26 protein-coding genes and 1 pseudogene are annotated in these 23234 nt (G+C 63.6%); 13 read left to right on the top strand and 14 right to left on the bottom strand.

Annotated elements, in window-relative coordinates; translation table 11 throughout:
- The first annotated feature begins 10 nt into the window (after positions 1-10).
- The 5 genes and pseudogenes from EN818_RS01175 (at position 11) to EN818_RS01155 (ending at position 2379) form a co-directional block, all read left to right on the top strand.
- Positions 11-202: a type II toxin-antitoxin system HicA family toxin gene (locus tag EN818_RS01175; RefSeq protein ID WP_165350123.1), complete on the top strand. Its 192-nt coding sequence runs from the start codon at positions 11-13 to the stop codon at positions 200-202.
- A 1-nt stretch (position 203) separates the two neighbouring features.
- On the top strand, positions 204-410 hold the full coding sequence (locus EN818_RS01170; RefSeq protein WP_095805994.1) for a type II toxin-antitoxin system HicB family antitoxin: 207 nt from the start codon (positions 204-206) through the stop codon (positions 408-410).
- A 70-nt stretch (positions 411-480) separates the two neighbouring features.
- Positions 481-848 (top strand): annotated as a pseudogene (locus EN818_RS33470) (VOC family protein).
- Positions 849-1179: 331 nt separating this feature from the next.
- Positions 1180-1410 carry a hypothetical protein gene (locus tag EN818_RS01160; RefSeq protein WP_095806157.1) on the top strand — a complete coding sequence of 77 codons (231 nt, stop codon included), beginning with the start codon at positions 1180-1182 and terminating at the stop codon, positions 1408-1410.
- A gap of 60 nt (positions 1411-1470) precedes the next feature.
- Positions 1471-2379 (top strand): complex I NDUFA9 subunit family protein, encoded by a 909-nt coding sequence (locus EN818_RS01155; protein WP_095805995.1) that lies wholly within the window; start codon positions 1471-1473, stop codon positions 2377-2379.
- Between the two features lie 341 nt (positions 2380-2720).
- Here the strand turns inward: EN818_RS01155 and EN818_RS01150 are convergent, their stop codons facing one another.
- From EN818_RS01150 to EN818_RS01135, 4 genes are all read right to left on the bottom strand, one after another.
- The gene (locus EN818_RS01150; protein WP_135903912.1) at positions 2721-3191 is read right to left on the bottom strand and encodes a YbhB/YbcL family Raf kinase inhibitor-like protein; all 471 of its coding nucleotides are present in this window, start codon (positions 3189-3191) and stop codon (positions 2721-2723) included.
- A gap of 324 nt (positions 3192-3515) precedes the next feature.
- Positions 3516-4634: a GH25 family lysozyme gene (locus EN818_RS01145; protein ID WP_095805997.1), complete on the bottom strand. Its 1119-nt coding sequence runs from the start codon at positions 4632-4634 to the stop codon at positions 3516-3518.
- Between the two features lie 100 nt (positions 4635-4734).
- Positions 4735-5556 carry a phosphodiester glycosidase family protein gene (locus tag EN818_RS01140; RefSeq protein ID WP_095805998.1) on the bottom strand — a complete coding sequence of 274 codons (822 nt, stop codon included), beginning with the start codon at positions 5554-5556 and terminating at the stop codon, positions 4735-4737.
- 158 nt (positions 5557-5714) lie between these two features.
- Positions 5715-6587, bottom strand: coding sequence for an undecaprenyl-diphosphate phosphatase (locus EN818_RS01135; protein WP_095805999.1), 873 nt, complete (start codon positions 6585-6587; stop codon positions 5715-5717).
- A 178-nt stretch (positions 6588-6765) separates the two neighbouring features.
- Between EN818_RS01135 and EN818_RS01130 the strand changes: the two genes are divergently transcribed.
- Entirely contained in the window at positions 6766-7674 is a 909-nt protein-coding gene (locus EN818_RS01130; protein ID WP_095806000.1) for a hypothetical protein, read from the top strand.
- 14 nt (positions 7675-7688) lie between these two features.
- On the opposite strand, the gene EN818_RS01125 is transcribed toward EN818_RS01130, so the two are convergent.
- From EN818_RS01125 to EN818_RS01115, 3 genes are all read right to left on the bottom strand, one after another.
- On the bottom strand, positions 7689-7901 hold the full coding sequence (locus tag EN818_RS01125) for a hypothetical protein (RefSeq protein ID WP_135903910.1): 213 nt from the start codon (positions 7899-7901) through the stop codon (positions 7689-7691).
- Positions 7902-8029: 128 nt separating this feature from the next.
- Complete coding sequence (locus tag EN818_RS01120; RefSeq protein ID WP_095806002.1) at positions 8030-8425, bottom strand: GFA family protein; 396 nt, start codon at positions 8423-8425, stop codon at positions 8030-8032.
- A 119-nt stretch (positions 8426-8544) separates the two neighbouring features.
- Positions 8545-8793, bottom strand: coding sequence for a ParB N-terminal domain-containing protein (locus tag EN818_RS01115; RefSeq protein WP_095806003.1), 249 nt, complete (start codon positions 8791-8793; stop codon positions 8545-8547).
- A 142-nt stretch (positions 8794-8935) separates the two neighbouring features.
- On the opposite strand from EN818_RS01115, the gene EN818_RS01110 reads away from it, so the two are divergent.
- The 5 genes from EN818_RS01110 (at position 8936) to EN818_RS01090 (ending at position 14525) form a co-directional block, all read left to right on the top strand.
- Positions 8936-10588, top strand: a complete 1653-nt coding sequence (locus tag EN818_RS01110; RefSeq protein WP_095806004.1) for a N,N-dimethylformamidase beta subunit family domain-containing protein — start codon at positions 8936-8938, stop codon at positions 10586-10588.
- The gene (locus tag EN818_RS01105; RefSeq protein WP_095806005.1) at positions 10585-11952 is read left to right on the top strand and encodes an aspartate aminotransferase family protein; all 1368 of its coding nucleotides are present in this window, start codon (positions 10585-10587) and stop codon (positions 11950-11952) included. The genes EN818_RS01110 and EN818_RS01105 overlap by 4 nt, the downstream gene beginning before the upstream one ends.
- An 11-nt stretch (positions 11953-11963) precedes the next feature.
- Complete coding sequence (locus EN818_RS01100; RefSeq protein ID WP_095806006.1) at positions 11964-12890, top strand: 3-keto-5-aminohexanoate cleavage protein; 927 nt, start codon at positions 11964-11966, stop codon at positions 12888-12890.
- A gap of 181 nt (positions 12891-13071) precedes the next feature.
- On the top strand, positions 13072-13494 hold the full coding sequence (locus tag EN818_RS01095; protein WP_095806158.1) for a GNAT family N-acetyltransferase: 423 nt from the start codon (positions 13072-13074) through the stop codon (positions 13492-13494).
- Positions 13495-13496: 2 nt separating this feature from the next.
- Entirely contained in the window at positions 13497-14525 is a 1029-nt protein-coding gene (locus EN818_RS01090) for a histone deacetylase family protein (protein WP_095806159.1), read from the top strand.
- Position 14526: 1 nt separating this feature from the next.
- Here the strand turns inward: EN818_RS01090 and EN818_RS01085 are convergent, their stop codons facing one another.
- From EN818_RS01085 to EN818_RS01075, 3 genes are all read right to left on the bottom strand, one after another.
- Positions 14527-15795 carry a cysteine desulfurase-like protein gene (locus EN818_RS01085; protein ID WP_129553940.1) on the bottom strand — a complete coding sequence of 423 codons (1269 nt, stop codon included), beginning with the start codon at positions 15793-15795 and terminating at the stop codon, positions 14527-14529.
- 21 nt (positions 15796-15816) lie between these two features.
- The gene (locus tag EN818_RS01080) at positions 15817-16881 is read right to left on the bottom strand and encodes an aldo/keto reductase (RefSeq protein WP_095806008.1); all 1065 of its coding nucleotides are present in this window, start codon (positions 16879-16881) and stop codon (positions 15817-15819) included.
- 218 nt (positions 16882-17099) lie between these two features.
- Positions 17100-17558 (bottom strand): hypothetical protein, encoded by a 459-nt coding sequence (locus EN818_RS01075; RefSeq protein ID WP_095806009.1) that lies wholly within the window; start codon positions 17556-17558, stop codon positions 17100-17102.
- Positions 17559-17947: 389 nt separating this feature from the next.
- Here EN818_RS01075 and EN818_RS01070 point away from each other — a divergent pair, with 389 nt between their 5' ends.
- The gene (locus EN818_RS01070) at positions 17948-18112 is read left to right on the top strand and encodes a hypothetical protein (protein WP_095806010.1); all 165 of its coding nucleotides are present in this window, start codon (positions 17948-17950) and stop codon (positions 18110-18112) included.
- Between the two features lie 108 nt (positions 18113-18220).
- Here EN818_RS01070 and EN818_RS01065 read toward each other — a convergent pair whose 3' ends face one another.
- Positions 18221-18727, bottom strand: a complete 507-nt coding sequence (locus EN818_RS01065; RefSeq protein WP_095806160.1) for a DUF1993 family protein — start codon at positions 18725-18727, stop codon at positions 18221-18223.
- A gap of 144 nt (positions 18728-18871) precedes the next feature.
- On the opposite strand from EN818_RS01065, the gene EN818_RS01060 reads away from it, so the two are divergent.
- Positions 18872-19921, top strand: coding sequence for a DUF1176 domain-containing protein (locus EN818_RS01060; protein WP_095806011.1), 1050 nt, complete (start codon positions 18872-18874; stop codon positions 19919-19921).
- A 15-nt stretch (positions 19922-19936) separates the two neighbouring features.
- Here EN818_RS01060 and EN818_RS01055 read toward each other — a convergent pair whose 3' ends face one another.
- The 3 genes from EN818_RS01055 to EN818_RS01045 all read right to left on the bottom strand — a co-directional run bounded on the left by EN818_RS01055 (position 19937) and on the right by EN818_RS01045 (position 23229).
- Positions 19937-20794, bottom strand: a complete 858-nt coding sequence (locus EN818_RS01055; RefSeq protein ID WP_095806012.1) for an alpha/beta hydrolase — start codon at positions 20792-20794, stop codon at positions 19937-19939.
- Positions 20795-20905: 111 nt separating this feature from the next.
- Positions 20906-22528 (bottom strand): molybdopterin-binding/glycosyltransferase family 2 protein, encoded by a 1623-nt coding sequence (locus EN818_RS01050; protein WP_129553939.1) that lies wholly within the window; start codon positions 22526-22528, stop codon positions 20906-20908.
- Positions 22525-23229, bottom strand: a complete 705-nt coding sequence (locus EN818_RS01045; protein ID WP_095806014.1) for an XdhC family protein — start codon at positions 23227-23229, stop codon at positions 22525-22527. The genes EN818_RS01050 and EN818_RS01045 overlap by 4 nt, the downstream gene beginning before the upstream one ends.
- Positions 23230-23234: the final 5 nt, after the last annotated feature.

Genomic DNA, 23234 nt, shown 5'->3' with positions numbered 1-23234 from the left:
GCCACCTCGATTGACTGTTCGCGAGGTTATTCGTTTGCTGGAAGTCGATGGCTGGTACCTGGTTGCAACCAAGGGCAGCCATCGCCAATATAAGCATGAAATCAAAGCCGGTCGCGTCACCGTGGCCGGCAAGCCGTCTGAAGAGGTTGCCCCAGGAACATTGAACAGCATCCTCAAGCAGTCCGGTCTAAAGGAGCGCTGACATGCGTTACGCGGTGGTAATCGAGAAAGCCGGAAACAACTTTTCCGCTTATGTGCCGGACCTACCCGGCTGCATCGCCACCGGCGCGACAGTGCCTGAGGTGGAAAATGAAATTCGCGACGCAATACGCTTCCACATCGAAGGCCTGCGTGCCGACGGGCTCGATGTCCCAAAAGGCGTCAGTTTAGCGGAGTACGTGGAGGCGTAGGCACCATGGACCATGCCTCCATCGACGATGAGACGCGCTTGCTGGTCGCTATCCTCCAGGACACATCGCGATCGACCACATCACCATCGAAGTGAGCGATCACGACAAGAGCAGGCTCTTCTACGAACAGGCCTTTTCGCCGCTGGGCTATCGCCCGTCCTTCGGCAAGGAGAGCGTGTTCTGGGCCTTCGATGTCGGCAATGGCTGCCTGTTCGAGATCCAGAGCACCGACGAGAAGCCGCCGCTCACCCATCTGCATGTCGCCTTCCGGGCGAAGAGCAATCCGAGGTCGATGCGTTCCATCGGACAGCACTCGAGGCCGGTGCGAAAGACAATGGCGCGCCCGGCCCGCGTCCGAATTATGCGGAGAATTACTACGCCTGCCTCGTGCTCGATCCCGATGGCTACAACATCGAGGCGATGATCAACGAGGCGTAGCGGGCGACCCCTCCACTTCGTCATTCGAAGGAGCGAAGCGACGCGCGCAAACCCTAGGATCCATGCCGCTACATCAAGGCGTTGCGGCGGTTCCAGAATTCTGCGCTGTTGCGCCCTACGCAATGGTTACGCATGGATCCTTGGGTCAAAAGCCCGAGGATGACGACGGCGCGGGGAATGGCCCGCTCCTTCTCCCCTTGTAATGGGATAGGCGAGGAAGCGTTCTGCCGATTCTCATGGAACTCGAGACCGAGAACGCAGTTCACTAGTGCGTGGAATCGCAGGGACTTCAAATTTGACGGTCGCGAGGACCCGAAAGCGAATGAACGCGGTGCCGCCGAAGGAAATGGACGTCGTCCTGCAGCAGCTCCCGCTGAGGATCGGCGCCTATGTGCCCGACGATCTGCTGGAGGATTGGTTCGCGCCGGGAACGGGCATGCGTCCCGTCAGCGCGGCAGCGCTTGCCGCCGCCGCCAGCTACGCACGACGGTTCGAATGTGAGTTCAAATACTATCCCGAGAGGATGGAAGGAGTGTTCTGGAAATGGGTTCCTGCGATCTGATTTGGACATCTCCGTGGAGCGACGACGACACGCTTTAGCGGCGTCAGGTGAGGAGCATCGATGAAGGTTGCGGTGTTCGGCGGGACCGGGTTCCTCGGCCGCAGGATCGTCGAGCGGCTCCTGGACAAGGGCTTTGAAGTGCGGGCGGTGTCCCGTCACGCGCGGGCAGCGGTCGGCTCGGCAGCGAAGGCGTCCGACCAGGTCAAAGCGGATATTCTGGACAGATCATCGATCGGCCCCGCGATTGCCGGATCGGATGCGGTGGTGAACGCGGTTAGCCTCTATATCGAGCATGGCGACTTGACCTTCGAAAGAATGCACGTGGCGGCAGCAGCCGATTTGGCGAGCGCCGCGCGGGAAGCCGGGGTCAAGCGGCTCGCCCATATCTCTGGGATAGGCGCGGACCCGAGATCCCGATCGAGATACATCAAGGCACGCGGGCGCGGAGAAGACGCGGTCAGGAACTCGTTTCCCGACACGATCATTTTGCGCTCGGCCGTCATGATCGGGCCGGACGACGCTTTTCTCACGACGCTCATTCGACTGGTTCGGCTGCTGCCCATCTATCCGCTGTTCGGGCAGGGAGCAACGCGGCTTCAACCCGTCTATGTTGGCGACGTCGCTGAAGCGGTGAGCCGATTGCTCGCCGGTCCTATCCAGAATGCGCCTACGTTCGAGGTCGGCGGCCCTCGTATTTTGCGTTACAGCGAGTTGGTTCGCGAAATCGCCCGAATGTTCGGCGCTCGTCCGATCCTTGTGCCCATGCCGTTTGCCGCCTGGAGCGCCCTGGCTGGCGCGGCGGAATTTCTCCCGACGCCGGCCCTCACGCGCAACCAGGTCGATCTCATGCGTCGGGACAACGTGGCGACAGGCGGCATGCCGGGGCTGCCGGAACTCGGTATCGAGCCACGGGATATCGGGCAGGTCGTCCGAATGATTGAAGAACGCGACATCAAAGCAAGGGCTTGAAGCGCGCCGTCTGAATCCGTTCGTCGCGACGCGCTTCAATGCCACCGCTGCGCGCGGAACTCTTCTGCCGTCGGCCTGGGAAATGTCGGCTCCAGCGGCGGAAACTCAGGTGGCGCGTCCGGCGGGATGTCAGGAGGTCCCCTCCCCGGTCCCGGGATGGGATCGGGTGAAGGCGGAGGAACGCCTGGCGGTTCGCCGGGCGGGTTTTCCGGCGGAGCTGGAGGCTGGGACGGCTCGGGACCGGGATCGCCCGGCAACGGTTGGGGATTGTTCGGGTCAGGATTGTTCATTGCGGGCTCCCCAATGATACGGCCTGCCCGACGGGGAAAAGCCTTTGCGGCTCAGGCGGCATGTTCGTATGTGCCCACGAGTTCCGCTGCCTCGATGGCGTGACGCCGGGCCTCCTTCCAGATTTCCTTGACGCCGGTCTGGCCGGGAATGCCGAGGCTCGGCACGTCGAGAGCCGCCAGCCGGAAATGGTAGTGGTGAACTCCGTGCCCAGCCGGCGCGTCCGGGCCATCGTAGGAGGCGTGGCCGAAGTCGTTCTTCCCCTGCTGAAGCGCTTCGGTTCCCGGCTTTCCGTCTTCCCCTTCGGCGAGGTGCTCGACGTCGGGCGATATGTTGAACACCGCCCAGTGTCCGAACGTCCCGCGCGGTGCGTCGGGGTCGTCCACGACGAGAACCAAGCTTCTCGTCCCGTCAGGGATCCCAGACCATTTCAGAGGCGGAGAAATATTTTCGCCATCGCGCGTGAAACGTTCAGGGATCGGATCGCCGTCGGCGAACGCAGGACTGGTCAGTGTCAGTGGCATGTCAGTTCCTTCCGCTTTTGACGCCACTCCCCGGACCAGCTTCGACCGGAACCGGGTCCCGTTCCTTCCGGATGGACAACACGTGCGGTTTGGTCATCGCCTGATTTTGGGAGAGCGTCTGCCTCTAGCCGCACGACGTCCCTGGTCAGTCCAACGAATGCAGTGCCCGATCGTTCCGCCGCGCCAGCAAGTTGCCGCGGGCGTGCAATTGTCGTTGTCCTGTGGGGGTATCGCGAGGTGGGCGCATTGCCGCTCAAGCGTTGACCTACGTCAAAGCCACACTGTCCACGATTCTTATGATGCCTCGGGCTATCCGAAAGCGGGTCAATCCGCGTCGGCGACCATCTGCCGGCCGCCCCCGGCCCAGGCGCGCCACTGCCGCTCGTCGCCGCCGAACACGTTGAGGTCTATGCGGCCGCTTACGCCGTGCGACAGGCCGGAACCGGAGTACTGCCAGAACAGCCACCGGCGGCCCGGATAGACTTTTGACGGGTGTGCCGCGACCGCGCGCAGCCAGAACGGATAGTCGAGGAAGGCGCCGCGCAGATTGTCGCGATAGAAGTCGGGGCTGGTGTAGATGATGGGCCGCTGGCCGTAATGGCGCTCCAGCTTGTCCATGAACACCTGCATCTTCTCCAGCACCTTTTCGCGGGAGGGCCTGCGCTTGCAGGAGGACTCGCCGTTCCACTCGACGTCGATCACCGGCGGCAGCGCGCCCTGGACCCTTGGCACGTTGCGGATGAACCAGTCGGCCTGCTCGCCGGCGGTCCGGCACCAGTAGAAGAAGTGGTAGGCGCCGCGCTTCAAGCCGGCGGCATCGGCGCCGCGCCAGTTCTTCATGAACATCGGGTCGAGATGGTCGCCGCCGTCGGTCGCCTTGATATAGGCGAAGTTGGCGCCCTGGGCGCGTAGCTTGCCCCAGTTGATGTTGCCCTGCCAGCGCGAGACGTCGACGCCGTGCACGGCAAGATGGCGGGGCGAGGCACGGCCGAAATTGATCGGCTTGGCATCGCGGAACCGATAGCGGGTGACGGGGCCGGCCAGCATGGCGGGAGCCGCCCGCGACAGCCGCTTCGGCGGCGAGACCAGCGCTGCGGCCTCGACCTGCGGCTCGGCACTGTCCTGCTGGTCGAGCGCGGGGAACGCTGCCGCCTCTTCCTCGGCGAGGCCGAAGGGCCGCGGATTCTCCTCGTCGGAACCCACATTCCCGTCGGGCAACGGCGCCGGCGGTTCGAAGCGGGTGGCGCCTGTCATCGAGGCGGTCTCCACCGTGGTCTCGGTATCCCTCGTGGCGACGGCCCTGGTCACAGGCGCGCTTGGCCGCACCACGGAGCTCGTCGTTTCGTTGGAAGGCATCTGCAAGGCATCGACGCTCGACGTGGACGAGCAGCCGGCAAGGCAAAGCGAAGCGAGCACGAAACTGACGACGCCAAAAGTCCGCATCTTTGACCTGTACGCAAAACCAAACAGACCGAAGGCAGGAACGACGCCGCCGGAAGCCCCTTTCCTAATGAGAAATTACCAACAAAGTTTGAATCAAAATTTACTTTTGGCCCGTCGGCTCGATTCGCGGCCGTTCCCACCGCCTGAACACGCCGATCATCGGCCCGAGATTCCAGTAGTCGTCGTTGCGGCCGATGGCCGGCGCGTAGAGGCTCGATATGGTGCCGTCGAGGAAAAGTGCGTTCGGGCAGCCGAGCTCGTCGCGGAACAGGCGGGCGAATTCGTGGAATGTCACGACGTCGTTCGAGATGGCGAAGACCGCGACGCCGTCGGCGCGCACGCCCACCCCGTTGCGGATTTTTCGCGAGGCGCTGTCGGGCTGGAATTTCGGATGCAGCTTGCCGTCGATGACCAGCATCGGCCCTGACTGGGTGGCGTAATCCACCCGCGGCGGACGTTTCACAAAATCCCTGGTCGCGCGCACGCCGGCCTTGCCCCCGCTGAGATAGAAGATGCCGTTCGGCTGCATGGAGAAATTGCCTGAGCCGGAGCCGGTCTTCGCCGGCGTCACCTGCCGACCCTCTTCGACATAGAGACCGACCGGCGCAAGATTGGGATGGTACATGCCGGCATTGATGCCGAAGAGCATAGTGCGCCCGGCGGCCTGCTGGGCAGTGCGGAGGTTATGCAGCGACTGGTAGAGCTTGCCGTCTTCGTCCTTCCAGAACAGCTCGATCGAGAAATGCTTCGGATCGGTCTCGCAGACGAGATAGGTCGCGGTTTCGAAGCTGAGATTGCGGCAGGGCGGCAGCGCCGCCAGCCAATGGCCGGCACTCAAGCCCGCGCCGACCGCGGCCGGCAGCGCCGATTTCACCAGCGTCGCCAGCAAAGGCAGTGAGTGCAGAAGCGTTGCCAGATCCATCAGCGCACCCGAAGCTCATGCATGTCGCCCAGAAGTGTGCAGCGGTTCTGGGACAACGACATGCATCAAAAAAGACCTAAAAGCGCGTCGCCAGAATCCGATTCGGCTTGATGCGCTTTAAGGTTCAGGTGTCGATATAGCGGATTCGGAGCAAGCCTCTAACTGAGCCAGCCGACGGCGACACCGATCAGCAGCACAACGCCGAGCAGGCCGCGATAGACGACGAAGGGCCAGGCGGAAAAGCGCTCGAGCACCCGCATCAGCCCCCATATGGCGAAGAAGGCCGAGATCGAGGCGACGACGAGGCCGACGGCCAGGATCGACCAGCCATGCGCGTCGAGATGCGCCTTGTGCAGTTCCCACAGCTCCTTGAGGCCGGCGAGCGCGATCGCCGGCAGACCGAGCAGGAAGGAGAGCCGCGCCGCCTCCGGCCGGGCGTAGCCCAGCCCAAGCGCTGCCGTCAGTGTCGATCCCGAGCGCGAGACGCCGGGAATGAGGGCGCCGACCTGGGCAACGCCGACGAGCAGGGCGTCGAGCACGGAGACCTTGTTGAGGGTCAGCCTGTGGCTGGCATAGATTTCGGAGAGCGCCAGCAACACGGCCATGACGATGCAGGCCCAGCCGATCACGGCCAGCCCTCGCAGCGGTGAATTGCAGGCGTTGAGCACGCTGGAAAGCGCAAGGCCGGCGATAACGATCGGGATGGTTGCGAGCACGATGCCGATCGCCAGCCTGAACTGGCGGTTGGCAAAATCGCGCTGCGCAAGCGCCGCCAGCGATCCCATCGCAACATGCTTCACATCGCTCCAGAAATAGCTGACAACCGCGGCAAGCGCCGCAAGCTGCATGGCCGCCGAGAAGGCAGAGCCGGGATCCTGCCAGCCGAGCACGGCCGGCACGACGCGCATATGCGCCGTCGACGAGATCGGCAGCAGCTCGGTGATGCCTTGCACGATGCCGAGAAAAGCCACCTTGGCATAGCCCAGGCCGACAAAGCCGGTGTCCAGTCCCTGCGTGCAGACGTCGGTCATCCCAGTCCTTTTCCGGTCAAAGTGAATGGTCGTTCGAAAGCCCAGGGACAGGCTTAGCCGCGTCACACCGGAAATCCAATTCACGGATTTGTAAGGTGCCGCTGATCCTGCTTGACAAGGCGAGCAGTCATATTATTCTCCACTAATCTTACACTGTAAGGTGAACTGGAGGAGGATCATGCACAGCGCCGCCCTCTCGGACCTGCAGCCGCTCGTCCCGCCGCATCCACCGGAAATCGCGATCGAGGCGGTCCAGCGTGATATGAGCCGTGCCATCGAGCGCGCCGAGGTCAATGCCTGGCTCGACCTCTACGACGCCGCGCCCGCCGGTTTTGCCGCGCGGCATGGCCTCTCCATCGCGCGTGACGGCGATCTCGTCTGGACCACCTGCACGACGATCCCGTTCATCCATTTCAACTCCGTCAAGAACCTCGGGGTCGACGGTCCGGCCTGCGAGGACCAGGTCGACGCATTGCTTGCGCATTATCGTGCGGCCGGCATCTTGCGACCCTGGTTTTATACGAACCCGCACACCGAACCGTCGCGGCTGCGATGCTGGCTGGAAGCCCGCGGTCTGCAGCATCAGGGCGGCTGGGAACGCATCTTTCGCGATGGGACGCCGTTGCCCGTCGAACCGCTCTTCCCGGCTGAAAATGTTTCTGTCGAGGAGGTCACGCCGCCGACGGCGAGCGAATGGGCGTCTTTCATCGATGGCAAGTACAGGCTGCCCACCTCGCCTTGGCTCGTGGCGCTGGTTGGCCGCCAGGGCTGGCATCACTATATGCTGAAACGTGACGGCGCGGTCGCCGCCGTGCGCTCATTGTACATCGGCCCCGACGGTGCCGCCTGGAGCGGCATCGACGCGCCGGTGCCCGGCATCATGGCGCCGAGCTTCGATCTCGACGCGGTGCTTGGCGAGAGGATCGTTCGCGACGGCATCATCGCCGGCGCGAAACTGTTCGTCGCCGACATCGAAGCGCCGAGCCCCGACCGCGACGGACCGGCCTGTCGCAACTATGATCGGCTCGGCTTCAGAATTGCGTATTTTCGCGACCACTACAGCTACCTGCCGGCGCATTCGAGCTGACGGAGGGCAAGGCTTTAGCGGTACAGCCATTGCTTCAGGCAGCTCCTGGCCACGACATGCGCAGGGGGCACGACCGCTTGATCGATGCGCGAATCGTCGGCAGCCCTGTCGCGAGCCCTCTCCAGCAGCCTGCGAAGCTCCGCCGGCTTCACATGATCGCGTTCCATCACGAGTTGAATGATCGGGTCGTTCAAAAGCTCGTACAGGGTGTTGATGCGCTCGCTCATCCGTCGCCTCCTCGATGCCTCCGCGTGAGCGCTTAGATAGGCAGGCAATGATGGCCCGCCAATGACGCTTTGCCGGCTATCTCGTGAATCGAAGATGAAATTTTTGTGCAGGCCTGCGGCGAAATGAGTCAGGCCGGCGGCGGCCCTGCGTGTTGCGGCAGGCCGTCGTCCAGCCGCACCCAGGGTTGCATGGAAGCGGTCCAGAAATGCATGTCGGGCTTGAACAGGGAGGGGTCGTCGAGCGAGCCGGAGGTGATGCCGAGGATGCCTTTGGAGTCGCGCCGCGAGAACATCGTCGTGCCGCAGGCCGGGCAAAAGCCGCGAAGGAGATCCGGCGAGGAATTGACCGTTGCCACCGGTCCCTCGATGGTCACGTCATCGATGCGGAACAGCAGTCGCGCGTTGAAGGCCGCACCGATCGCCTTCTGGCAGAGCCGGCAATGACAGATGCGCTCGTTGATCGGCGAGGCCTCCGCGCGATAGCGCACCGCGCCGCACAGGCATCCGCCCTGGTATTTCGTCATCGCAAACACTCGCTTCGTGAGAATGCCGGCACGGTAGCGGCCGGCGATACAGCGTCAATTGAAAAGCGTTGATGCGATGCGATCGCCTGCGTTGATGCAGACGGGACATGGCGACAAGGTCAACGCCGCCGTGCGTGGACGAAATAGGCGTCGATCGTCGTCTCGCCCAGCCATTTGGCGGCTTCGAGCCGATGCAGCCCTTCGATCAGAACATGCCGCTTGCCGTCATGGCGCACCTGGATCGGCATCTTCATGCCGTTCTCGAGAATGTCCTCGGCGAGTTGGCGCACGGTCTCGGGGTGCAGGGTCTTGCGCCGCGCCGCAGGCACGTAGATGTCGTCGACCTTGATCCTTTGCACGCGCAGCATCTCGGCTCCCGATACTGAACATCCCTCAGCATGAGATAATCCCTTTGCCGCCAATGGCCAAGCGCTGGCTGGCCCGATCGTTTCCATTTGACGCTTGGCCGGCCAATGGTCTCAATGACGGCATGTTGGTTTCAGGTGTCCATTGACGCGACTGCCCACCGAGTTTCCCGATTTCGGGCTGACGCCCGAGCAGCGCCGAGAGTCGGTGCGCGGCCACTATTACGAATGGCCGGGAATGGATGGCTCGAGCGGCGAGATCTGGTGCTATAGCGACCGTTTTTCCTATCGCCCAGGCGAGACGGTGAGCCTGCATGTCAGCTCGACGGCGTCGGATTTTAGCATCGTTGTCACCCGCGACGGCGGCGGCGAGACCAAGCTCCTCGCGAAGACCAGCTTGACGGCACGCTGGCAGGACACGCCGGACCAATGCTCGGTCGAGGGTTGCGGCTGGGAACCTTCCTTCGAATTCCGCATCGACGACGACTGGCCATCCGGCGCCTATCGCGTCACGGTCTCGGCCGTCGGACGCGGCGGCAAGCCGATCCGGAGCCATCACCTCTTCATCGTAGCACCCCTGCCCGGCCGCAAGCCCGGCCGCTTGCTGCAGGTGGCCGCGACCGGCACCTGGCTTGCCTACAACACCTGGGGCGGCTCCAACCACTACCAGGGCATCACCGGTCCGGACCGGGACCAATATGCCACGACGGTGTCGACGCAGCGCCCCTGGTGCCGCGGCTTCGTCGTGCTGCCCAAGGATGCGCCGCGCGTGCCGCTGGAAGTCGCGGTGCCGCCCAAGACCGTGCCGCGCTATCCACATATGGAATGGGCTTACGCCACCGGCCATTCGAAGAAATACGCCTCTTCAGGATGGGCGAGCTACGACAGCCATTTCTTCCGCTTCGCCGAGCGCGCCGGCTATGCAATCGATCTCGCCAGCCAGCACGAATTGCATTTCTCGCCTGAGATTCTCGACGGCTACGATTGCGTCGTCTTCGTCGGTCATGACGAATACTGGACCTGGGAGATGCGCGACGCGGTCGATGACTATGTCGAGTGCGGCGGTCATGCGGCGCGCTTTGCCGGCAATTTCATGTGGCAGACCAGGCTGGAGGACGAAGGCCGCCGCCAGGTCTGCTACAAGTACAAGGCCCGCGCCGAGGACCCGGCCTATCGCGGAAGCGATGTCAGACGCGCCACCAATTCCTGGGAGGCGCCGGAGATCGGCCGACCGGGCAGCGCCACATTCGGCCTCAATGCAACGCGAGGGGTCTATGCCGGCTGGGGCGGCTGTGCGCCGCGCGGCGCGCGCGGCTTCCCCGTCTACAGGCCGGAGCACTGGGCCTTCGCCGGCACCGGCATCTATTATGGCGACCTGCTGGGCGCCGACAGCCACGTCTATGGCTATGAGGTCGATGGGCTCGATTTCGAGATCCGCGGCGGCCTGCCCTACCCGACCGCCGCCAGCGGCGCGCCGGACGGTTTGCAGGTGCTGGCCGTCGGCATGGCGAGCCAGGTCGAGGAGAGCGCCGACATCCCGATCGAGGACCAGTTCCTCACCGACGAGGATGGCCGCTTCACTGCCGAGACTTTGTTCGGCGAGGCGAGCGACGCCAATCTCGACAAGGTAAAGCGCGGCAACGGCATGATCGTCAACTTCCCGCGCGGCAAGGGCGAGGTTTTCCATGCCGGAAGCTGCGAATGGGTCGCCGGCCTGCTGCGGCAAGACGCGATGGTCGAACGCGTAACGAAAAATGTCCTCGACCGCTATCTTGGCCTCGACAAGAGAGGTGAATGAGCGCCGTGCAGTCCGTTGAAACCAACCGCCGACCGAACCTTTTCCATTTTACCCGGCGGCCCCAGCCGACGGTCGACCGAGCCGAAGGCATCTACTTGTGGGACAAGATCGGCCGTCGCTACATCGACGGATCGAGCGGCGCAGTGAACGTCAATGTCGGTCACGCTAACCGCAACGTCATCGAGGCGATGAAGCGGCAGTTGGATCGCGTCAGCTTCGCCTACATCTTCCAGTTTGAGAATGAACCAGCGATCGAACTCGCCCGGGCGCTGGCCGACCGGCTGCCGAACGGGCTCGACCGCATCTATTTCGTGTCTGGCGGTTCTGAAGCGGTCGAGGCCTGCCTCAAGCTCGCGCGCCAATGGGCTGTGGCGACGGGCCAGGACAAACGCTGGAAAGTCATCGGGCGTATGCCCTCCTATCATGGCATCACGCTCGGCACGCTCGCCGTCACTGGCGATGACGTCCTCACCAAGACATTCGACCCGGTCGGCCGGCCCATGCCGTTGGTGCCGGCCCCCTATGCGCACCGCGACCTCGACAACCTGTCGATGGATCAGCGAGGCATCCGCTATGCGGACATGCTTGAGCAGAAAATCTTGGAGGAAGGGCCGCAAAGCGTGCTCGCTTTCATCATGGAGCCGATTGGCGGCGCCGCGACCGCGGCGCTCGTCCCGCCCGACAGTTATTTTCCGCGCATCCGCGAAATCTGCGATCGCTACGGCATCCTGCTTATCCATGACGAGGTGATGACCGGCATCGGACGCACCGGCAAATTCCTGGGCGGTGATCACTGGTCCTGCCGGCCGGATATCGTCGCGCTGTCGAAAGGGCTGAGCTCAGGCTATGCGCCACTCGGTGCGCTTGCGGCGACGCAGAGGATCGTCGGGCCGATCGTTGAAAAAGGCGGGTTCCTGCATGGCCATACCTATGGCGGCAACCCTGTCGCTTGCGCGGCCGGCGTTGCCGTCCTTGACGAAGTCGACCGCCTGGGCCTGATCGAGAATTCCGCCGCCATGGGCGAGGTGCTGAGGGGCGAGCTCGAAGCGCTGTCCGGCCGCTTTCCTTTCATAGCCGACGTGCGAGGCAAGGGTCTGTTCATGGGTGCGGAACTCTACGCCGACCCCGTGGCCAAGACGCCGCTCGCCCAAAGTCTCAACGCCAATTTGCGGCTCATCGATCTGGCGTTCGATCGCGGACTGATCATCTACTCACGGCGCGTGCGTGGCGGGCCGGTGAGCGACAATTTCATGGTTTGCCCGCCATTGATCACGACCCGCGACCAGATCGGTGAGATTATCGCCATCCTCTCCGACGCGCTGGAAGCACTTGCCATCGAACTTGATCTGCCAGTCAATCGCTGAGGCGCAAGGAAATGCCAGGAAAAGTCATCATCACCTGCGCGGTAACCGGTTCGGTGCACACGCCGTCGATGTCGCCGCATCTGCCGGTGACGCCGGACCAGATAGCGAAAGATGCGATCGCCGCCGCCGAGGCCGGCGCCTCGATCCTGCACCTGCATGCCCGCGACCCGAAGGACGGCCGCCCGACCGCCGATCCGGACGTATTCATGCAGTTCCTGCCGCGCATCAAGCAGGCGACAGCGGCGGTGATCAACATCACCACCGGCGGCTCGTCGCTGATGACGCTCGAACAGCGCCTGGCGGCCCCGTTGCGAGCGCAGCCCGAAATGTGTTCGCTCAACATGGGCTCGATGAATTTCGGTCTGTTTCCAATGCTGGAGCGGCCGCGTGAATGGCAGCACGAATGGGAGCCGAAGCTGCTCGAGGCGACGCGCGACGCGATCTTCAAGAACACTTTTGCCGACATGGAAATGATCCTGGAGAAGCTCGGCAAGGGCTGCGGCACGCGCTTCGAATTCGAGTGCTACGATGTCGGCCACCTCTATTCGCTGGCGCATCTGCGCGACCGCGGTCTGGTGTCAGGGCCGCTGTTCCTGCAGTTCGTGCTCGGCATTCTCGGCGGCATCGGCGCCGATCCGGACAACCTCATTCACATGAAGCGCATAGCCGACAAACTCTTCGGCGACACCTATCAGTTCTCGGTGCTGGCCGCCGGCCGTCATCAGATGCCGCTGATCTCGATCGCAGCCGCCATGGGCGGCAATGTTCGGGTCGGGCTGGAGGACAGCCTCTATGACGGAAGGCAATTGGCGAAATCGAACGCCGACCAGGTCCGCCGCATCCGCGGCATTTTGGAGGGCCTGTCGCTGGAGGTGGCCACGCCTGCCGAAGCGCGCGAAATGCTTGCGCTCAAGGGCGGCGACCGCGTGGCGTTTTGAGGATGGTTGAGATGACGGCGCCCAGCATCACCCCCCTCTGGTCTGCCGACCATCTTGAGGGGGAGATGTCCGGCAGACCAGAGGGGGGTGCCTGGGCGCCCTACCTATCGTGAGCAAAGCAGTTCTCCTCCGCCCGGGCCGCATCGATGACGTCGACACCATCCACACAGCCCTGCTCCGCATGAGCACCCATATCGGCGCACATCAGGAGATCAAATCCACGCCGGAAGACCTCAGCCGCTACGGCTTTGGCGACCAACCCGCCTTCTCGACCCTGATCGCAGAGGTACACGGCGAATTTGCAGGGCTCTGCCTGCATTTCCCGATCTTCTCGACCTGGATGGGGAGGCCCGGTGTCTATGTGCAGGACCTCTATGTCGAGGACCGCTTCCGTGGCCGGCGGATCGGCGAAAAACTGCTGCGGCGCGTGGCCAGGGAGTGCCGCGCCGCCGGCGGCGTCTATCTCAGGCTCTCCGTCGACACCGACAACGACACTGCCAAGGCCTTCTATGAGCGGTTGGGCATTGGCTGGGCGAACTATGAACAGGTTCACAAGATCGTCGGCGACGCGTTCTGCGCCTTTGCCGACGCGCCGGAGGAATGATGATGAAAGTATTCTATGCCGAGGAACAGAAGCATCACGACCCGAAGGCCTTTCTCTCCAGCGGCGCCCAGCAGCCAAATCCCGAGAAGCCGGAACGTATCGAAAGATTGTTGGCCGGTGCAAAAGCCGCTGGCCTGGCGATTGAACGTCCAAGAGACTTTGGCCTCGCCCCGATCGCCGCGGTGCATTCGCCCGAATACCTCGACTTTCTGGAGCACATTTTCGAGCGCTGGCAGCGCATCGAAGGCGCCTCGGCGGAGGTCATCCCGAACATCCACCCGATAGCCCGCAATGGCTCTTATCCGGCCTCTGCGGTCGGCCAGGCGGGCTATCACATGGCCGACACCGCCTGCCCGATCTCGGCAGAGACCTGGAACGCCGCGCTGTGGAGCGCCTGGAGCGCGGTGGAGGCGGCGGAAGCCGTGCTGGCGGGAGCACCTTCGGCCTATGCGCTCTGCCGTCCGCCGGGGCATCACGCCTTCGTTGATGTCGCCGGCGGCTTCTGCTTTATCAACAATTCGGCGGTCGCCGCGCAGGTGCTGCGCGGACAAGCGGCGCGTGTCGCGATCCTGGACGTCGACTTGCATCACGGCAACGGCACGCAAGGCATCTTCTACGCCAGGCCCGACGTGCTGACGGTCTCGCTGCATGCCGATCCGGTGCGCTTCTATCCCTTCTTCTGGGGCCACGCCGACGAGCGCGGCGAAGGCGCCGGCCTCGGCTACAATTTCAACCTGCCGCTGCCGCGCAAATCCGGCGACGCGGCATTCCTGGAAGCGCTGGCTGCGGCCTTCCAGCGCATCCGCGCCTTTGCGCCCGAAGCGCTGGTGGTGGCGCTCGGCCTGGATGCATTCGAGGGCGATCCGTTCGGCGGCCTTTCCGTGACCACGCCCGGCTTCTCGCGCATCGGCGAGGCGATTGCCGGGCTCGGTCTGCCGACGGTGATCGTCCAGGAAGGCGGCTACCTCTGCGATGCACTCGGCGAGAACCTTACTGCCTTCTTGACCGGCTTCGGCGGCAGGCGGAGCTGAGTCAGGAACGCTCCTGCCGCAGCATCGCGACAACGCGGTGCACGCTTTCCAGCGCCTCTTCGATCTCGGCCGCTGTGTTGTAATGCGCAATGCCGATGCGCACGACGCCCTGCTCGGCCGGGATGCCAAGCTGGTGAACGATCTCCCACGCATAATTGTGGCCTGACCACAGGAAGATGTTGTCGGCGTTCATCTGACGCACGATCGTCTCCGGCGCGATCCCTTCAACGGTGAAGGAAACTGTCGGCACCCGGTGGCCGACGCGTCCCGGGTCGGTGATGCCGCGGATGCTCAAGCCCTCGATTTCGGACAATCCTTCGATCAATTGCCGGACCAACCCATTCTCGTGAGCGATGGACAGTTCGAACGCCTTGGCGATCCGTTGCCGCCGCGAACCGCCCTCGCCGGCCGCCGCGCCGAGATCCGCGAAATAGTCCACCGCTGCGGTCAGCCCGGCCATCAGCTCGATCTGCGGCGTGCCGAGTTCGAACCGCTCCGGCAAGCCGTTGGAGGAGCAGCGGCATTTGTAGGGTTTCAGCGCATCGATCATGTCGCGGCGGCCCCACAATATGCCCAAATGCGGCCCGAAGAACTTGTAGGCCGAGCAGACCAGGAAATCGCAGCCGAGCGCCTGCACGTCGATCAACCCGTGCGGCGCGAACTGCACGGCATCGACGTAGACCAACGCGCCGGCCTGTCTGGCGACGGCCGTCAGCGCCTTGACGCGATTGATCGAGCCGGTGAGATTCGAGGCGTAGTTCAGCGCCACAAGCCGCGTCTTCTGCGAAACCAGCGCCTGCAAGGCGGCCTCCTCGATCTGCCAGCTCTGCTCGTCGAATGGCAGGAAGCGCACGACGAGGCCGAGATCCTCGGCAAGCTGCAGCCACGGCGAGACGTTGCCCTCATGATCCATGCGCGTGACGATGATCTCGTCACCCGTCTTCATGGTCCGGCCGAGCGTGCGCGACATGTGATAGGTGAGCGTCGTCATGTTGGCGCCGATGATGATTTCCTCGGCGCTGGCCGCACCGAGGAAATCGGCCATAGCCGCATGGGCGTCGTCGGCCACCTGTTGCGCCGCGATCGTCGTCTCGAAGAACCCGCCGAGATTGGCATTCGTCGTGAGCAGGCAGCGCGACACCGCATCGGCCACCGCCTGCGGCACCTGCGTGCCGGCAGGATTGTCGAGATAGATTCGGCGGCGGCCTTTGTCGGTCAGTGAAAGTGCCGGAAATTTGCCGCGCACGGCCTCGATCGGAAAGCTCGCCATAGACCTCCCCCTAAATTGCCGTTACGGGCAAGGATTGCCGACGCGCTGATGGATGGCGTCGACCGCTTTCTGCATATCCTCGGTCCAGGTCACCTCGACCGAGGACAGCGCCATATCGAGCTGCGCGACACTGGTGGCGCCGACGATGTTCGAGGTCACGAACGGCCGGCTCGCCACATAGGCGTTGGCGAACAGCGCCGGCTCCATTCCGAAGGAGCGCGCCAGCTCGCTGTATTCGAGCTGCGCTTCAGCCGCGTTCGGCGTCTCGTAACGCTGGCCGCGATTGAAGAGCTGCGAGCGCGAACCTGGCGGCCGCGCGCCGTGATCGTATTTGCCGGTCAGATAGCCCTGCGCCAGCGGAGAGTACGGAAGAAAGGCAATCTGCTCGCGCTCGCAGACCTCGGCCAGGTTAACCTCGAAGGTGCGGTTGACGAGATTGTAGGCGTTCTGCAGCGACGCCACGCGCGGCCCGACGCCCTTGTCGGACTCGGTGACGTAGCGCATGACGCCCCAGGAGCTCTCGTTCGACAAACCGAAGTGGCGAATCTTGCCGGCCTTGGCCAGCTCTTCGAAAACGGCGAGCGTCTCGGCAATCGGCGTCTCGCCTGCCGGAGCCTCTGCGGCATCGGCGCGTCGCGGCGCGCCGACCCGCGTGGGATTCGAGCCCCAGGGAATATCCCGGTCCGGCCAATGGATCTGGTAGAGATCGATGTAATCGGTGCCGAGCTTGGCAAGCGACTTGTCGATCGCATCGAAAATATCGCCGCGGACCAGCTTCGAAGGCCGTTCGCCGCGAAACCAGCTATTGGCCGTGCGACCGACCACTTTCGAGGCGATGACAACCTTGTCGCGGTTGCCCTTCGCCTTGATCCAGCTGCCGATGATCTTCTCGGTCCGCCCCTGCGTCTCTGCCTTGGGCGGGATCGGATAAAGCTCGGCCGTGTCGATGAAATTCACGCCGCGCGAGAAAGCCAGATCCATCTGCGCATGACCTTCCGCTTCGGTGTTTTGCTGACCCCAGGTCATCGAGCCCAGGCAGATTTGCGAAACAAGGAGATCGGTCCGACCGAGGCGGCGTTTGTGCATTGAATGTCTCCGGCGGGATGGTTTGCGCGACTGCGCTGGGAGGAAATCCAAGCATAAAGCAAAGGCCGGAGGTTCTCCAACCCCGCCGGCGCCGACTTTTGCGTGAACGCCGAGTGTCTTCTGCATGTCGCGCAAAAGTGTGCAGCGGTTTTGCGAGACGACGTGCATAGAGACAAATATCTAGCGCGTCGCCTGGATCCGTTTCAGCGCGATGTGCTTTAGCGCCGCGCTGCTGCCAAGGCTCGCCGCTTGGCCTCGTCGATCAGCATATTGGCCACCTGCATTCGGATCATGGCGCGCTGGCGCAGATGAGGGGCGACGCGGTCGGGATGGTTGGCGAAGGCGAAATTGCGCCGGATACGGCCAAAATCCGGAGCCTTGCCCGGACGGTCGAGGCCGAGCTCGCCAGCAATCGATTCGGGATCGATCGGCGGCAGTTGTTCTTCCGGCCGGTGCTCTTCTGCGGCGAGCGTCAGCCTTGCCTGATCGAGAAGCGCCCCGAATTCGGCGGCAAGATCAGCACCGGCCTCGCGATATTCGGCGGCAAAGCTCTCGCCGGAAACCTTGATGCGTCCGGAGTGAAGCTCATCCGCCACCGATAGATAGTCGAACGGAATAGACGGCCGGGCGCCCTCTTCCTCGCCCTTCTCGGAGGCGACGAACAGGTCGTCGAGCAACGAAGCGAAATCCCGCTTGCTCCCGGTGCCGATCTCAGCCTCCTTTGTCGCGGCCGCGTGCGCTGTCGGTTCGAGAGCTTAGGGCCGTCTCGTTAAGAATGCATGCCGCCGATATTAAGAATTGTCTTGCCCTGCGAGGCCAAGGGCACATGGTCAAAAGGGCCGGACTGCATCTGCTGCAGCCCGGCAGGGTCGCCAGGAGTGGCGAGGAAAAGCCGGCCCAATGCCAGCACCGTGGGCTACGTTCCAGCTTCCGTAAAAGTTTCAGAAAAAATTCGATTGTGACGAAAAAAAACCTCTGGGCATGGCAGCCATGCAATTGCTGCACTGCACAAACAACGCAAATCACCTATCCTTGGGCCGTGGAGGATCAACTAGGGGCCTGAGGAATGGGGTTCTTCACTGAAATGTTCGCCCGGCCGCGGCCGGCGGAGCAGCAGCGTTACCGCGCGGCACTCGCGCTTCTGCACGCGATGAGCAACGCCGATCGAGCCGATATCGGCATCAAGCCGGCGGATTTTCCGCGTATCGCTCGCGAAATGTCAGTGCGCTGAAAGCGCGCCGGAGCGGTTCCGGCAAGTGCCGCCCTGTCGGGCGGCATCGCGCAAAGTTTCGAGCAAAAGAGAGGTTCACGGCGACATCTGGGAACCGCCGATGTCCGCTCACCGGTTTCCAAGGAAGACCTGCTTACCGAGCGGAACGCCATTGTGCCGCAGGATGTCGTAAGCCGTCGTGATGTGGAAATAGAAATTCGGCATGGCCGCGTTGAGCAAGTAGTGCATGCCCTGCATCGTGACTTCCCGTCCGCCTAGCCGCAGTTTGATCGTCCGCTCTTCCGAGCCATCCAGGTCACCCGCCGAGAATGTCGCCAGATGATCGAGCGTCTTGGCGATGCGCGCCTGCAGGTCGGGGAAGTTGGCTTCATTGTCTTCGTATTTCGGCACCTCGCGGCCCGCAAGCCGCGACGGCGCGCCCTTGGCGTGATCGGTGGCGATCTGCACCTGCCGGATCAGCGCGAACATGTCCGGCGCAAGCCTTGCCGTCAGGAACACATGCGGGTCGATCTTTCGCTCGGTAGCGTTCTGCTCTGCCAGGGACAGGACATTGGACAGCGCCTTCAACCGCGCCGAAAAGACCGGCACGCATATGTCGTACATCGATATGGTCACGTGAGTATCTCTCCAGTCGGCCCCAGCGCCGCGGTCCATGAGCTAGCGCTTCGCGGCCCGATTCTTCAAGCAGCCCTTCCCGAAGCGTCACCGCATCGCCGCAATCGACGTGGTAGTGTTTTCGTTATCGAGCGGAGATTCCCGATGAGACGCGTCCCTCTGGCAGCGACTGCCCTGCTCTCCCTTGCCAGCATCGGCCAGTTGGCGAACGCCGCCGAGGCACCTTATCTCGACGACCGGTCGGACGCGGCAGCCGTCATCCGCTCGCTCTACAGCGCGATCAACCGGCATGAGTTCGCCCGCGCCTGGGGATATTACGGCGACACAAAGCCGGCCAAGGATTTCAACACTTTCGTCAAGGGTTATGACGGCACCGACACCGTCGAGGTCAAGACCGGTGCGGTATCGGATGAAGGTACCGCCGGCAGCATCTATTACAATGTTCCGGTTGCCATCCAGGCGACCGACAATAAGGGCGAGGCCAAGGTCTTCGCCGGCTGCTACACGCTGCGCCAGGTCAACACGCAGATCCAGGAGCCTCCCTTCCAGCCGATCTTCATCGACAAAGGCGCACTCAAGCCGTCGAGCGAGGACTTCGACCATGCTGTGCCGGCAAGCTGCGGGGACGGCCCACCGCCGCCGAAGAAGGATGAAGCACTAGAGCAGGCCAGGAAGGCCTTTGTCGCGACCTATGGCGACCAGTGCGACAAGCAGACGCCGGACGGCAAGCCGGTCGCCGAGCCCTCCGCCTACTCCATCCATTACAAGGACAAGGACGCGGGGGCCGACGAGCCGGAGCGCGAGACGCGGCTGTTCCGCTTCTTCTGCTCGATGGCCGCCTACAATGAGAGCGCGGTCTACTACATCTCTGACGATGTGTCCGGCGTCAGGCAGTTGCAGTTCGCCGCGCCGGAGCTCGACATCCGCTACGAGAACAACAACAGCGAGGGCAAGGTCGAGTCGATCCACATCATCGGCTTCCAGACTGACGATCAACTGGTCAATTCGGACTATGACGACAAGACCCAGACGATCACCGCGATGAGCAAATGGCGCGGGGTCGGCGATGCCTCGTCGAGTGGCACTTACCTGTTCCGCAACGGCAATTTCTCGCTGGTGCAGTATGACGTCGATGCGTCCTACGACGGCGAGATCAATCCCGAAACGGTTCTGGATTACAACACGCCGCCCTGAGCGACGCTGTCAGGCCTAAGGCGCCTTGGTCAGCATCCAGTTCAGCGTGCCGCGCCAATCGACCATGCGGATCGGCGTGCCATGCGTGCCGGTCTCGAAACGTACGAAGCGGGTCGGATAGGGATAGGCTTTCGATCTGGCGATGATGGAGCGGAAGAAGGCTTCCTGCTTCTCGATGGGAAACACCGGGTCCTTGCTGCCCTGGCCGAAGAAGACCGGGACGTGGCGCCTGAAGGCGGGGCTCACGAGGAAACTCTCGTCCCACAGCGAGCCGAGCAGCAACAGCCCGTTGATGCGCCGGCCGGTGTCGTTGCGGGCAGCAAGCTTCCAGCACAGCGATCCGCCCATCGAGCCGCAGGCGACGAAGATTTTGGCGCTGGGCGATTTCTCGGCATAGTGATCGATCAGCGCCGCCACCTGCGCTGCGCCCTTGTCGCCGAAATCGGAAAAATCCGGTGACAGATAGAGGCCGCTATTTTCCGCCATCAGATTTTTGATGCGGTTGAAATTGCCGCCGAAGGTGAAGTCGTCGACGCCCTGCTTGCGGCTGCCGCCCTGCCCGTGCAGGTAAAGCACGATGATGGCGGCGCCCTCGGTTTTGCCGACCGCCACATGCCGGACATCGCCGGCATCGGTCTTGAGCATCATATCCTGCTGCGTCTTGCGCACGCCGGGATCGGTATATTCCGCATGCACGCGCTTTTCCGGCACCTCGTCGCGCTGGTTGATATCGCGCATCTCGCGATAATCGAGCACCATGTAGGCGCCATTGTCGCCGGTCGACAGCGTCGCCGGATAGGCGAAAAGATCGTCCTTGAAAGGTTTCAACGAAAACGTGTCGGCGTTGGCGGCCGTGGAAAACAAGAAAAGCATTCCTGCGAGAACAGCGCGGCACGCCCCCCTCTGGCCAGAGGGGGGTAAGCACGGACGGGACGTCAAATGGAGAACCATAAGTCGAGCCATGCGAAATTTGGCTTCGGTTTGTCAATCCTGCAGGACGCCGCCCGCCCTTTCCAGCGCTTCGCGCGTGTCGACGTCGATCGAGGCGCCCTGCCCGATCTCGACATCGATGACGTCGAGCCCCTCGACCTCGACCAGATGGCGCGCGCCGGTATCGCCCTCGAGATGCGCGACCGCGGAAAACAGCGAACGCGGCAGCAGCACCGGATTGCCGCGCTTGCCCTGGTGCGCGGCGCGTACCACGGCGCGGCCGCCAGATTTGGCGAATGCGTCTATCAGGCTGTCGATATCCTTCGACGAAACCCCCGGCATGTCGCCAAGCACGATCATGGCACCGGCGGCGTCAGGCGCGACCCGCGCTATGCCCGCCTTCAACGACGAAGCCAAGCCATCGGCGAAATCCGGATTATCCACGAGCGTCAAGTCGAGACCGGCAAGCGCGGAACGTACGCGCTCCCGCTGGTGGCCCGTGACGACGATGGTGCTGACGGCCTTCGATCCCAGCGTCCGCTCGGCGGTACGGCGCACCAGCGGCTCGCCGTCGAACAGCGCCAGGAGCTTGTTCGGCCCACCCATGCGGCTGGAGCGCCCGGCGGCGAGAAGAACAATATCGACCCTCGGCTCCGATCCTGCCGATTGTGAGACCGGCAACGGCTCGCGCGGCTGCGGCCTTGTCGGGATTTCCATCAGCAATCCGCCGACGCCCATGCCGGCAATGTCGCGGGCCGTCACATCGAGCCCTGCGATCAGTCGGTCAAGCACCCAGTCGAAGCCATTCTCCTTGGGGCTCCGGGCGCACCCCGGAGCGCCGATGACGCGCTTGCCGGCTAGCGTGCCCAGCACCAGCAGATTACCGGGATCAACCGGCATGCCGGCGCGGACAACGGTTCCGCCGGCCTTCTCGATCGCGGCCGGCACGACATCGGCAAAATCGCTCATGGCCGAAGCGCCGAAGATCACCACCATGTCGTTGTCGCGCGCCAGCGCGGTCGCTGCTTCCGCCACCGGCGCGACCTCATGCGGCGTGCGGCGTTCCGCGGTCAGCCGGCCGCCGGAGCGCGCCAGCCGCGCGTCGGTGACGCGCAGCGTCTTGTCGAGCACGCTCGACTTGATGCCGGGCAGCACTGTCTGGATGACGCCGACATTGACCGGTCGATAGGCGTGGACGGCGAAGATTTCGCCGCCGGCGCAGATCTTCACCGCCGCATCGACCAGGCTCGCCGCGACGGCAAAAGGAATGATCTTCACCGTCGCCACCATCTGGCCCTTCTCGACCGGCGCATGCTGCGCCAGCGTCGCGATGGTGATTGCCGGATCGACTTCATTGATGGCGTCGATCATCTTGGGATCGACGGTGAAGACGCCGGCGGTTCCGGCATGCAGGTTGACCCGCCCCGTCGCTGCCGGCTTCACTTCGACGTTGCGGTGGTTCATCGCGGCGGCGATTTTTTCGGCTGCCGCATCCTCGCCGAGATCATCGGCGGACAGGACCGCGGCAACGACTTCCCTGACGCCGGCCGCCTTCAGCGCCGCGACATCGTTGCCGCTCAACCTGTGCGCCTTGCGCAAACGCCGCCCGCCAGCCGCCGTCGCGTGGGCAAGCACGGCGCCCTCCGCCTCATCGATCGGGACCGCACCGAACTTCACGCCACGGCGCCTTTCGCTTCCAGGCCGCGCGAGCGGAATGCACCGATCGTCTGCGCAAGGATGGCGACGGCGATCTCGCCCGGACTGGCGGCGCCGATGTCGAGCCCGATCGGCGCGTGGATGCGGGCGATCTGATCGGCGCCGGCGCCCAGTGCCAGCAGGCGCTCGACGCGCTTGGCATGGGTCTTTCGGCTGCCGAGCGCCCCGACATAGAAGCAGCCGGCATCGAGCGCTGCCTTCAGCGCGAAATCGTCGATCTTCGGATCATGCGTCACCGCGACAAGCGCGGTGTAGCTGTCGAGCGGCTCACGCTTCAGCACGTCCTGCGGCCATTCGGCATATAGTGCGACATCCGGGAAGCGCTCGGGCGTGGCAAAGGCCGTGCGCGGATCGATGATCTCGACCGGATAGCCGGCGATCCTGGCCATCGGCGCCAGCGCTTGGCTGATATGCACTGCGCCGATCACAACGAGGCGCGGCTGCGGCAGATGCGCATTGAGAAAGAAGCTGCGGCCTTCCACTTCGACGGATGCGGAATTGCCGGTGCGGAATGCCGTGGCGACCGCTGCCCCGAGATCGCCTGCCACGTGATCGCCCTCGCGCACGACGCGGTCGCGGCCGTCACCGAGATCGGTGACCAGCACCGCGGCACGCCGGGCGCGGCGTTCTTCGTTCAAGGTTTTCAGGACATAGGGGTCCATGAATG

It is taken from the genome of Mesorhizobium sp. M3A.F.Ca.ET.175.01.1.1 (assembly GCF_004791945.1).
Classification (GTDB): domain Bacteria; phylum Pseudomonadota; class Alphaproteobacteria; order Rhizobiales; family Rhizobiaceae; genus Mesorhizobium.
The sequence above is the reverse complement of the archived record's forward strand: the minus strand, read 5'-3'. Positions and strand labels throughout refer to the sequence as shown.